Genomic DNA, 10,826 nt, shown 5'->3' on the forward strand with positions numbered 1-10,826 from the left:
GGACGACTGGTTGCCGCTGATCCGTGTCGCGACGTATGATGTAAACATGTCTTACGTCGACGGTAGGAGCACACCATGACGATTTCGATCCGGCTGACCGAAGACGAAGAAAACCGACTGGACAGCCTCGCCCGCCGCACCGGACGCTCGAAGAGTTTCTACGTCAAGACGGCTCTTCACGAGTACCTCACAGACCTCGAAGATGCCTATGCTGCCGATGCCGCGATCGATGTCTTCGAGGCCGAGGGGCGACGAAGCCGCCCGCTCTCTGCTCTTGAGGCCGAGATCGACACGTGACCTCCCGGTGGAGGCTGGAGACCACCGACCAGTTCGATCGCGAGTTCAAGAAGCTTGATCGCGCCGTGCAGCGGCGCGTACTGGCATACCTCCACGACGTCGAAAGCCTCGATGATCCACGACAGCGAGGAAAGGGATTGACAGCGAGCCATGCCGGCGTCTGGCGGTACAGAGTCGGTGACTACCGAATCCTGGCCCAGTTCATCGACAACACCCTGACCGTCGTGGCCCTGCGCATTGGTCATCGACGCGACGTGTACTGAGCAGCCGAGCTAACCGGTAGCCGATCCCGCACTGGCACGCTCCGCGTGACGATCCCCTTCCGAACTCCCGTGATCTCTCGATTGGTCGGCGAGGCTCATGAGTGGGGTTCAACCTGTCTCGTTAAACTGGGGGAATGGGGCGGGGTGAAGATGAAGAATTGGGCGGCCGCTTCTTCGTGCTCCTCACCTCGTCGGCGAGTTCGAACCTGGCCGACGGGATCGTCAAGACCGCTCTTCCTTTGATCGCTGTGCGGTGGACTGACTCACCGGTCCTCGTGAGCGGCATCGTCGCGGCCACGACGTTGCCCTGGCTCTTGTTCGCCTTACCAGCAGGGCTGTTGGTCGACAAGCTCGACCGAAGGCGCTCGATGCTCGTCGCCAACACTCTGAGGGTCCTCACACTGGTGATCGTCGCTTGGGTCATCGTCTCCGGCGGTGAGTCCATCTGGTCGCTCTATATTGCCGCGTTCGCCCTCGGATCCGCTGAAACGGTGCACGACACCGCAGCGCAATCACTCCTGCCCAGCGTCGTGGACAGCAGTCTGCTCGAGCGGGCCAACGGACGACTCTCCGCAGCCGAGATCACGACCAACACCTTCATCGGACCACCACTCGGCGGCTTCCTGGTTGCCGGCGCGGTCGTTCTTGGCGTGGTTGGCCCTGCGGGCCTGTGGGCGCTCGCGGTGGCCGTGCTGCTCGCGCTGCGCGTGCAGCGAGCACCCCGTCCGCAGGAGCATCAACCATGGCGCCGCGAACTAGCAAGTGGGATTCACTTCGTCTGGTCAAACCTTTCGCTTCGCTCCATGGCGCTGATGGTGGGAATCGTCAATCTCGCCACCAGCGCCTTCCTCGCAACGTTCGTCATCTTCGCAGTGGGGCCCACGTCGATCCTTGGAGCCTCAGATGTCCAGTACGGAGTGTTCCTCGCTGCGGCCGGCGCCGGCAGTCTTCTCGGGGCGCTTGGGGCATCACGAGCCGCAGCAGTAATCGGCCGCGGCAGGCTACTTGCTGCGGCCCTGCTCGGGATGGCGATTTTCGTCGGTGCACCCAGCACCACCACGAGCCTGCCGTTGCTCCTGCTGACCTTTCTCGTTGGCGGCGTCGCGGTCGCAAGCTGGAATGTCATCACCATCTCGTTTCGCCAGCGGATCACCCCTGACCACCTCCTTGGCCGCGTCAACAGCTTCTACCGCCTGCTCACCTGGGGCACCATCCCTTTGGGCGCACTACTCGGTGGAGTGGGCGGAGAACTGGTCGGGCTGCAGATGATGTTCGCGATCGCCGCCGTGGCGGCGGCTCTTCCGCTGATCGGCATCGTGTGGGTCAACGAGACCAACATGAGCCACGCAGAGGGACCCAACTAGCGCGACCGCTGGCGTCCGCGAAGCAGCCCGCAACACGATCGTCAGGTGGGACGGGTGCCACTCGTTCGGTTTGTCGTCACACGGGCAATGGCACTTTCAGAGTTCAGTCAACCGCTGCCTGAGCAGGCAGAACTCATTGCCTTCTGGGTCGGCAAGGACATGCCATGATTCCTCGCCCGTCTGGCCGACGTCGGCTTCGCGTGCCCCAAGCGCCATCAGGCGTTCCAGCTCGGCGTCCTGGCTGCGGTCCACCGGGTTCACGTCCAGGTGAAGTCGCAGAGGTGTGATCTTCTGATCGGTCACGAGCGCGAGCACGATGGTCGGCTCGGCGCCGCCGAAGCCTGACTTGGGACCAATCTCGATGTCAGCACCTTCGCGACCCAGCTCGACGTAATCGAGTACCTCACACCAGAACCGGGACAGCAGTTGGGGATCGCGACAGTTCAACACCTGTTCGGAAAGTCGGCAGCTCATGGGCCGAATCTAGGACAACAGCCGGTATGAACGCGACGCCAGCCTGAGCCACAAGAGGATGGGTTGTCGGGACGGGGTGATGCAGGTCTGGTCGTCATGCGTGCGACGCTAGAAGTTGAACCATGGTTGAAGTCAACCCATGTCGGCAGGACTGCCGATCTCGCAGAGCCTGGCGTCGCCTCCGAGCGCATCGAGGGTCGCGCGCAGGCTGGCGATGCGCTCCTCGGCCTCTCCGATCAGGGTCTGGCAGACGACGTTCCAGTCCTTCGGCTGTGCGTCACTGGGCAGGACGGCCAGGATGTCGGCGATCTCGCGCACGGACAGTCCCACACGCTGGGCGACCTTGGCGACCTTGATCCGGCAGGCTGCGTCGACCTCGAACCGTCGGGCGTCGCCAGAGGTGCGCGTCGCCTGCACCAGTCCGTGCCTCTCGTAGAACCGCACGGCCGAGGTGGCGACGCCCGCCGCGCGGGCGATGTCGGCGACCGACTCGGTGAAGGTCGTGGTGGTGCCGGCTGCATCGATGCTCACGACTGCACGGTGTCACGCAGACCGCTTGACTTCAACCAAGGTTCAACCCGCAGCCTCGAGGCATGACACCCACGACGACCCCTCAGATCGATCCTCCTTCAGCGCCGGTCCGGGCAGCTGCACCGCTTCGGCTGACCGTCATCTCCGGCAGCGTGCGCGACGACCGGATCGGGCCGATCATCGCGGGCTGGGCCGCCGGTCGCGTCGGCGCCTCCGGTGCGGACGCGCGGCTCATCGACCTTGCGAACGTGAGCCTGCCCGACGACCGACACCTGCAACCGGGGGGTGGTCCCCGCTCCGAGATCGCCGACACGATCGACGAGTCCGATGGCTTCGTCATCGTCACTCCGGAGTACAACCACAGCTACCCGGGGTCGCTCAAGCGTGCGATCGACTGGCACCACTCCGAGTGGATGTTCAAGGCAGCGACGGTGATCTCGTACGGTGCGCGCGGAGGGCTGCTGGCCACCGAGCACCTGCGAGGCGTGTTCGCCGAGCTGCACCTGGTCACCACGCGCAACGTCGTGGGGCTGTCCGCGCCGTGGAACGACATCGAGTCCAATGAGTACCACGCGCCGGAGGGGGTCGAGGACGCCGTGGACGCCGCGGTCACCGAGCTGACCTGGTGGTGCGAGGTGCTGCGTGACGCGCGCGAGCAGCGGCCGTTTCGCTAGCGGAAGAACGCGGCCCAGGCGATCGCCGCGCCGTTGGCGACGACCGTGGACCAGAAGATGCTCCGGAACGGCTGCTTGATGGTCTTGTGCCGGAAGACCTGCTGAGCGACGAGTGCGCCCGGCCACCCCCCGATCAGCGCGATCGTGTGGAGGGTGGACTCCGCGACGCGGCGACGGCCCCGCCTGGCCGAGGACTTGTCCGCGCCGTAGAGACCGAACGACACGACGCTGAAGGTTCCGGAGGCGATCAGCACCACCACCGGCAGATCGCCGATGGCCACGAGGCCCACCACGACGACGAGGAACAGCGCCGCGAGAGCACTGGCCGTCACGACCCCCATCGCTCCCGAGGTGGTGGCGGGAGCACGCCCGCGATACCGCACCTTCTCGGCGCTCGGTCGATTCCGCTCGTCACGGATCACGACGTAGGTGACCTCGCAGCCGTCCACCGGGCGCCGGCCGCTCGGGAACGCACTCACGTGGACGAACACCCGCGATCCGTCACCCGCCGGCTCGATGAAGCCGAAGCCGCGGTCGTCGTTCCATCGCGTCAGGACGCCGTGGTGGCGACCGGATCGCTGCTCGGACGTCACGTCACCGCTAGCGGGTCACGCGTGCTGGATGCACTGCAGGGCCCAGGGGCGGGCCTCGAGCCGACCAGCCGGGATCGGCTCGCCGCAGACCTCGCAGACTCCGTAGGTGCCGTCGACGACGTGCTGTCTGGCCTTCTGCACGTCGGCCAGCATCGCCATCAGCTGTTCCTGCGTGGACACGGCAGCCAAGCGATCAACGGCCATCGAGGTACCTTCGCCGACCCGCTTGCCGAACGAGATCGAGCCGATGTCGCCCGATGCCTTGGTCAGCTCGGCGAGCTCGGCCTCGAGGTGCTCCTCCTGCTCGGACAGGACACGATCGATGTCGACGGTCATCGGTTCACGACCGGGTGGCCGAGCGCCTCGGCCAGGCCGTCGACGTCCGCGACGGTGAGGGTGGCGCCCGGATGCTTGATCCGCTTGGTCGGGTCGATGCCGGGGACGGGCTGGCCGAACGCGACGCACAGTCCGCGGCGACTGTTGGTGGCGAAGGTGATGCCGCGGTCGCTCATCGACAGATGAGGTGGGCCGGCCGTCTTGAGGAAGGCGTAGGAGTCCGTCACGGTGACGCCGGTGATGTTGCTCCGCGCGGACCGCAGCGTCCAGGAGCCGAAGTGGACGTGCAGCTCCGACGGCGTCACCTCGACCCAGGTGCGTCGGGGTGTGACGCCGAAGAGGAGACCCGCGATCCGATAGGGGCGCTCCCAGGCGAAGTCGAAGCGATCCACGGAATCAGGCATGGTCACAGCGTGCGCGCGAACCGCGGTCCCCGCAACGTGTGGGGTCGCATCAGGCGAAGCGGCTGGACTCGAGGCGGTCGAAGCAGTCGAGCACCGCGTCGACCGTGGGAGCCGGAGTGTGGACCGCTTCGACGGTCACGGCGAGCTCGCGCGCCTCACGACCGCGGCGCAGGTGGCGCTTGACCGTCGACGTGGAGCAGCCCAGGCGTTCGGCCAGCTGGTGGCAGGTGTCATGGGGGTGGCTCTGACGCAGGGCCAGCACCGCCTCGGAGCTGACAGGGCCACCGGTCCGGTTCTGCACGCCGAAGCCCTGCGTCGTCGAGAGCTCGTCGTCGATGCCGAGCTCGCGACGGATGAGGCGACGATCGCGCTCGGTCGTGCACGCCACGAAGCCGGACACGTCCACCTCGACGACGGCCCGGTACAGGCAGTCGATCATCAGGGGGCATCCTGCGCACTGGCGGTGCGCGACGTCTCGACCCGCGGTGAACTGGCGCCACTGCGCAGCGGTCAGCTCGCGCCGAGACGGCGGATGGTGCAACGGCTCGAACACCTCAGGCTCTGAGGCACACGGCGGCATGATCGTGGTGGCCACGATGGTCATGGGGCTCCCTCTCCCGTTCACATCGGGGCAAACACTAGAGGTACATGCCTCCTGATTCAGGTGTTTGCGAAGAAGTGTCCGAATCGACACCGTTGGTGTCGTTTGACCCCGGCAGAGCCAGCCTCATGTTCTGGATTTGGCTCTGCGCCTGCACCTGCTGGGCGTAGAGGGCGGCCTGGATGCCGTGGAACAGCCCCTCGAGCCATCCCACCAGCTGGGCCTGCGCAATGCGCAGCTCAGACTCCGACGGCGACTCGCTCTCGAACGGAAGGCTGAGACGGTCCAGCTCATCGACCAGCTCAGGCGCCAATCCGTCCTGGAGCTCCTTGATCGACTGCAGGTGGATGTCCCGCAGACGCGTGCGGCCGGCCACGTCGAGCGGAGCTGCCTTCACCTCGTCGAGCAGCTGGCGGATCATGCTGCCGATGCGCATGACCTTGGCAGGCTGCTCGACCAGGTCGCCCAGCGTGGTGCCCTTGGCGACGACCGCCTGACCGTCGGGGCCGATGACCTGCGGCGCTGCGTGTTCCCGGGATGAGCGCTCGTCTGATCCTTCGTTCGATGACGTCATGCGTCCAGCCTAGAACGACCGATCAGAACGTGAGCAGGACCTTCCCGGAGTGACTGGAGTCCTCCAGCACCTGGTGGGCGTCGCGGACCTGCTCGATCGGCAGGGTCGCGTGCACGATCGGGCGCACCGAACCGTCGGCCACCAGCGGCCACACCTGGGCCACCATGGCCGACACGATCGCGGACTTCTCCGAGCTGGGTCGAGCACGCAACGACGTGGCCATCACGGCGGCGCGCTTGGCCAGCAGCCTGCCGAGATTGAGCTCACCCTTCACGCCACCCTGCATGCCGATGACCACGAGACGCCCGGCCGTGGCGAGCGCTGCGATGTTCGACTCGAGATACTTGGCCCCGATGATGTCGAGAATCACGTCGGCGGCCAGATCGTGCTCGCGCATGACCTCGACGAAGTCGCTCTCGCGGTAGTTGATCACGAGGTCCGCCCCGAGATCACGGCAGAAGTCGGCCTTCGCGTCGGTGCCGACCGTGGTCACGACCGTGGCGCCGAACGCCTTGGCCAGCTGGATGCCCATCGTGCCGATGCCGCTGGATCCTCCGTGGAACAAGACGGTGTCGCCGGACTTCAGCTTGCCCATCATGAACACGTTCGACCACACCGTGGAGGCGACCTCCATGAGCCCGCCCGCCTCGAGCAGGCTGATGCCCCGGGGCACGTTCGCCACCTGACCGGCTGGAACGACCACCTGCTCGGCGTACCCGCCACCGGACAGCAGGGCGCACACCTGGGTGCCGAGCGGAAAATCGGTGACTCCCTCGCCGACCGCGGCGATCTCGCCAGAGCACTCGAGACCGAGGATGTCGGTGGCGCCCGGCGGCGGGTCATACATGCCCTGGCGTTGCAGCAGATCTGCCCGGTTCACCCCCGCCGCAGCGACGGTGATGAGGACCTCTCCGGGTCCGGGCTCGGGAGCGGGGCGATCAACGACCTCGAGGGCGTCGACTCCACCGGGCTCCGTGACGACGACGGCACGCATGTCGATCACGGTAGCGCGACCCGTCGCTGTGCCTGTGACGCGACCCGTCGCGGTGCCTGTGACGCGACCCGTCGCGGTGCCAGCCGGTGACCTGTCAAGATGGACGTCATGCGTGTCGCGATGATCCAATTCGCCGCCGGTCTGGATTCGGCGGTCAACCGTCGAGAGATCGCAGGTCGACTCGAGTCGCTGCCCGAGGACCTGGACCTGGTCGTCCTGCCTGAAGCCGTGATGCACGACTTCGGCGACACCCACCACGACCTCGCCTCGGCCGCCGAGGAGCTCGACGGGCCGTTCGTCTCGTTCCTGGCCGAGCACGCTCGGCGCCTCGGCGCCACGATCGTTGCCGGCATGTTCGAGGTCGCCGACGATCTGCCGTTCAACACCCTCGTCGTGGTGGGCGCGGACGGCCACCTGCGGGCCACCTATCGCAAGGTCCACCTGTACGACTCGTTCGGGTATCGCGAGTCCGACCGCATGGCACCCGGGGAGGTGGCGGCCACTTCCTTCGACCTCGGAGGTGTACGTATCGGTCTGATGACCTGCTACGACCTGAGATTCCCCGAGATGTCTCGCGCTCTCGTCGACGACGGTGCCGAGGTCCTGCTGGTGCCCGCGGCCTGGTTGGCCGGCGAGCACAAGCTGCACCACTGGAGCACGCTGCTGGCTGCGCGGGCCATCGAGAACACGGCCTTCGTCATCGCCCCCGCCCAGAGCGGCGAGCGCTACACCGGTCACTCCCTCGCACTGGACCCGATGGGCCTCGTGCTGGGGGAGGCCGGCTCGGACGACGACATCGTGATCGTCGATCTCGACCCGGATCTGGTGGGCGCCGTGCGCGACATCAACCCCTCGTTGGCCAACCGCCGGATGATCTGATGTCGACTCACCAGGACATGATCTGATGTCGATCCAGCAGGACATGATCTGATGTCGATCCAGCAGGGCGGCCGCCGACGCCTCGACTCCTCGGTGCCCGCCGACTACGACGTCCCCACGCGCACTCCGCGGCTCTCGTCGCCGACGGTGGCGGGTGCCGCGATCACGGTCACCTTCGCAGCGTGGGTCGTGGGTACGGTCGGTGCACTGACCGCCGTGGTGGCCGTGGGTGCGCCCGAGTGGATCCAGCGACCGTCCGCCGCCGTGCTGATGGTGGTGTTCGTGGTGGCGCTGGTGCATCGCGGCGGCGGCCACATGCGGTTGTGGGTGCCTCCTGCGGTGATGCTCGCGGCCTTCACCCTGCTGCTGGAGAACAACTCCCTGCTCGCGTCTGCTGCGGTGCTCACGGCAGTGACCGCCGCCGTCTGGTCGGTGATGGTGACTCGGCCGGCCGCGTCCGTGGTCGGTTCGCTGGCGGAGTTCGGGGTGACCATCGTCGTGGCGTTGAGCGGCACCGTGGCCGTCGCGGCCTGGAACGCGCCGGTCAACTACCAGCGCTTCAACATCCTCGTCCTCGGCGCAGCCCTGGCTCTGGCCATCACGCTGGTGTGGCGTCTCGGCGCCGGCCTGCACGGCATGGGACGTCAGAACTTCGCCATCCTGGTCGGCGTCGCGGTGGTGGTCATCCTCCTGCTGGCTTACAGCAGCTTCGTGCGCACTCACGGCTCGCAGACCCTGACCGATCTCTTCACCGAACTGGTGATCTGGATGCGCGAGACATTCCGCGGTGTCCCGCGACCGGTCGAGGTGTTCCTCGGCTTCCCCGCACTCATCGTGGGGGTCTCCTTGCGATCACAGCGTCGCGAGGGTTGGTGGATCCTGGTGTTCGCCGTCATCGGCACCTCGGTGCTGACGACCTCGTTGGTGACGCCGGGTGCGTTCCCCAGCTACATCGCCTTGTCGAGCCTGTACTCGATGGTGCTGGGCGTGGGGCTCGGACTGATTGTTCGTTCGCGGGTGCTGGCGCGGCGCACCTCTCGCGCGGCCCGCCAGGTCGAGCCGCCCAGCCGGGTCGAACCGGGCCGATTGGCGCCCTTGAAGTAGGTCGTCACCACGAGGTGGAACAATGGCCATGTTCCTGCGGGAACGAGGAGGGGTGCCGGAGCGGCCGAACGGAACCGCCTTGAAAGCGGTCACTGACAGAAATGCCAGTCGCGGGTTCAAATCCCGCCCCCTCTGCCACTGATCTTCACTGCTTTCGTCTGGGGCCGACATGATCTACCGACTCGATCGGCGCTTCGTCCTTCAGGCCGTCGGCGTCAACCTGCTGATCGCCGGTCTGGCGCTGTGGCTCGCGCTCGTCGCGGGCACCCTGTGGTTGGCGCTGCTGGGGGTGGCGGTGGCTGTCGCGATGATGGGCCGCGCCGTGCTGCTGTGGGTCCGCCCGCCCGCCGTGGCCCGCACGACCGGCGAGGGCATCGTGCTGGGCGGTCCGTTGACGGTCAAGCAGGTCGAGGTCACCTGGACCGAGGTCGAGGGGGTTTCCTTCGACGAGCAGCGGTTCTACCTCGATCGCGGCGAGAAGGTGCTGGCCTTCCCGATGGCCTATGCCGGTGCTCGAGGGCCGGAGTTGTTGCGCGACGTCTACGACCGGCTCAACACCGCTCACGGGTACGAACGCTTCGAGCTGGGCTGATTCCGAGGGCGTTGGCATGGGCCGATTCGCTTATGCCCCTTCACGGTCGGTATCCTGCTCAGGTTGCCTGTTGCAGTGGGCGACGAGGAGATGTCGCATAGTGGCCTAGTGCGCCCGCCTGCTAAGCGGGTTGAGGTTTAAACCTCTCGCGGGTTCAAATCCCGCCATCTCCGCCGATTGAGTCACGTTGGAACCCTCGACAGGGTTAGATCTGTCGGGGGTTTTTGGTGCTCTTCGCCGGGCTGGCAGCGTACATGCCGGAACGGGACCTATTCCAGATCGCCGGCGATGCTGCCCAGCAAACTCCGCATCGTCTTCCTCGCGGCATCTGTGGGTTGTGTGCCGAGCGGTAGCCGGACGTGTTGTCCGCTCGAGTAGGAAAGGTCGGCGTAGCAGTCACGCGGCCACCAATCTTCGTAGTCTTCTGACCACTCCTGGTCCGGATTTTTCCAGGGCTCGGTGCTTGAGAACAGGTCAACACGGCGCAACTCAGAGCGCCCCCAGGTCGACGCCTCGACGGACATCGTGGTGGCGGAGCTGGCGGACTGGGGCCCGTTCGGGGCATCCTTCAGACGCGCATGGATCACTCGGGTTGGCGTGAACACGATGATTTCGCCGGTAGTAGTGCCGCGGTCGCCGGGCTGCAGGTCAACGTCTGCGAACGCAATTTCCTGGCTGCCTAGCAGGGCTTGGACTCGTCGCATGGCGTGCACGGGTACTCGAGTTCCGCCGTTTGCGTGCTTGGTCAGCAGACTCATCAGTTCACGGTCGTTCATAAATGGGGCCTTCCTCGGACGTCGTTGGTCATGCCCGAGTGTGCGGGGGTGCGCAGACAATTCTGTCGACTGAGCTGCCACCCGAGTCACTTCCGGACAGAGGTGACCGTGGCCGCTGCAACGCCCTGCGTCGGCGCGGGGTCCCGTATCGGGCCCGAGGCGGCGAAGCGGAGAGTGCCGCCGCACCTCGGGCTGACTTCACCATCGGAGGAGTAGATGCGAGCGAGTGGAGCCGGGCGGTTCATTCTGCCGCTGATTGCGACCTTCGCAGTGAGTTAGTGAGGACCAGACTCGAATCTCAGAAGTTCCGCGACCGTGTCGATACGGCCTGAGGTTCAGGCAGATTCGTTCGCGGCGTTGGTGGAGCGAC

Annotated in this window: 16 protein-coding genes and 2 tRNA genes; 9 read left to right on the plus strand and 9 right to left on the minus strand. The window is 66.3% G+C overall.

The annotated features are described in order from the left end of the window. Positions 1-75 precede the first annotated feature (75 nt). The 3 genes from relB (at position 76) to ACHAA3_RS10310 (ending at position 1,924) form a co-directional block, all read left to right on the plus strand. On the plus strand, positions 76-297 hold the full coding sequence (gene relB / locus ACHAA3_RS10300) for a type II toxin-antitoxin system RelB family antitoxin (protein WP_435708922.1): 222 nt from the start codon (positions 76-78) through the stop codon (positions 295-297). Beyond that, entirely contained in the window at positions 294-560 is a 267-nt protein-coding gene (locus ACHAA3_RS10305; RefSeq protein WP_435708923.1) for a type II toxin-antitoxin system RelE family toxin, read from the plus strand. Before relB ends, ACHAA3_RS10305 begins: the two co-directional genes overlap by 4 nt. Before the next feature lie 134 nt (positions 561-694). Next, positions 695-1,924, plus strand: a complete 1,230-nt coding sequence (locus tag ACHAA3_RS10310) for an MFS transporter (protein WP_435708924.1) — start codon at positions 695-697, stop codon at positions 1,922-1,924. 96 nt (positions 1,925-2,020) lie between these two features. Here the strand turns inward: ACHAA3_RS10310 and ACHAA3_RS10315 are convergent, their stop codons facing one another. After that, positions 2,021-2,398 (minus strand): VOC family protein, encoded by a 378-nt coding sequence (locus tag ACHAA3_RS10315; protein WP_435708925.1) that lies wholly within the window; start codon positions 2,396-2,398, stop codon positions 2,021-2,023. A gap of 132 nt (positions 2,399-2,530) precedes the next feature. After that, positions 2,531-2,929 carry a MerR family transcriptional regulator gene (locus ACHAA3_RS10320; RefSeq protein ID WP_435708926.1) on the minus strand — a complete coding sequence of 133 codons (399 nt, stop codon included), beginning with the start codon at positions 2,927-2,929 and terminating at the stop codon, positions 2,531-2,533. A gap of 62 nt (positions 2,930-2,991) precedes the next feature. Between ACHAA3_RS10320 and ACHAA3_RS10325 the strand changes: the two genes are divergently transcribed. After that, entirely contained in the window at positions 2,992-3,603 is a 612-nt protein-coding gene (locus ACHAA3_RS10325; protein WP_435708927.1) for an NADPH-dependent FMN reductase, read from the plus strand. Here the strand turns inward: ACHAA3_RS10325 and ACHAA3_RS10330 are convergent. Genes ACHAA3_RS10330 through ACHAA3_RS10355 form a run of 6 tightly spaced genes read right to left on the minus strand, consistent with a single transcriptional unit; the run spans position 3,600 to position 7,105 of the window. Next, positions 3,600-4,196: a DUF1294 domain-containing protein gene (locus ACHAA3_RS10330; protein WP_435708928.1), complete on the minus strand. Its 597-nt coding sequence runs from the start codon at positions 4,194-4,196 to the stop codon at positions 3,600-3,602. The genes ACHAA3_RS10325 and ACHAA3_RS10330 overlap by 4 nt on opposite strands. 15 nt (positions 4,197-4,211) lie before the next feature. Next, positions 4,212-4,532 (minus strand): TraR/DksA family transcriptional regulator, encoded by a 321-nt coding sequence (locus ACHAA3_RS10335; protein ID WP_435708929.1) that lies wholly within the window; start codon positions 4,530-4,532, stop codon positions 4,212-4,214. Continuing rightward, positions 4,529-4,936, minus strand: coding sequence for a hypothetical protein (locus ACHAA3_RS10340; protein ID WP_435708930.1), 408 nt, complete (start codon positions 4,934-4,936; stop codon positions 4,529-4,531). The genes ACHAA3_RS10335 and ACHAA3_RS10340 overlap by 4 nt, the downstream gene beginning before the upstream one ends. Before the next feature lie 49 nt (positions 4,937-4,985). Beyond that, entirely contained in the window at positions 4,986-5,540 is a 555-nt protein-coding gene (locus ACHAA3_RS10345; protein ID WP_435708931.1) for a WhiB family transcriptional regulator, read from the minus strand. 34 nt (positions 5,541-5,574) lie between these two features. Beyond that, on the minus strand, positions 5,575-6,111 hold the full coding sequence (locus ACHAA3_RS10350; RefSeq protein ID WP_435708932.1) for a bacterial proteasome activator family protein: 537 nt from the start codon (positions 6,109-6,111) through the stop codon (positions 5,575-5,577). A 22-nt stretch (positions 6,112-6,133) separates the two neighbouring features. Beyond that, a complete protein-coding gene (locus ACHAA3_RS10355; RefSeq protein ID WP_435708934.1) occupies positions 6,134-7,105 on the minus strand; it encodes an NAD(P)H-quinone oxidoreductase in 972 nt (323 codons plus the stop codon). Positions 7,106-7,213: 108 nt separating this feature from the next. Here ACHAA3_RS10355 and ACHAA3_RS10360 point away from each other — a divergent pair, with 108 nt between their 5' ends. From ACHAA3_RS10360 to ACHAA3_RS10380, 5 genes are all read left to right on the plus strand, one after another. Next, positions 7,214-7,984: a carbon-nitrogen hydrolase family protein gene (locus ACHAA3_RS10360; RefSeq protein WP_435708935.1), complete on the plus strand. Its 771-nt coding sequence runs from the start codon at positions 7,214-7,216 to the stop codon at positions 7,982-7,984. Positions 7,985-8,035: 51 nt separating this feature from the next. Continuing rightward, the gene (locus tag ACHAA3_RS10365) at positions 8,036-9,088 is read left to right on the plus strand and encodes a hypothetical protein (RefSeq protein ID WP_435708936.1); all 1,053 of its coding nucleotides are present in this window, start codon (positions 8,036-8,038) and stop codon (positions 9,086-9,088) included. A gap of 46 nt (positions 9,089-9,134) precedes the next feature. Continuing rightward, positions 9,135-9,226: transfer RNA gene (locus tag ACHAA3_RS10370), tRNA-Ser, on the plus strand. A 31-nt stretch (positions 9,227-9,257) separates the two neighbouring features. Then, positions 9,258-9,680, plus strand: coding sequence for a hypothetical protein (locus ACHAA3_RS10375; RefSeq protein ID WP_435708937.1), 423 nt, complete (start codon positions 9,258-9,260; stop codon positions 9,678-9,680). Between the two features lie 86 nt (positions 9,681-9,766). Continuing rightward, a tRNA-Ser gene (locus tag ACHAA3_RS10380) sits at positions 9,767-9,853 on the plus strand. 96 nt (positions 9,854-9,949) lie between these two features. Here ACHAA3_RS10380 and ACHAA3_RS10385 read toward each other — a convergent pair. Further along, positions 9,950-10,438: a hypothetical protein gene (locus ACHAA3_RS10385; protein WP_435708938.1), complete on the minus strand. Its 489-nt coding sequence runs from the start codon at positions 10,436-10,438 to the stop codon at positions 9,950-9,952. Positions 10,439-10,826 lie beyond the last annotated feature (388 nt).

The organism is Aeromicrobium sp. CF3.5 (genome assembly GCF_051262695.1).
Taxonomy (GTDB): Bacteria; Actinomycetota; Actinomycetes; order Propionibacteriales; family Nocardioidaceae; genus Aeromicrobium.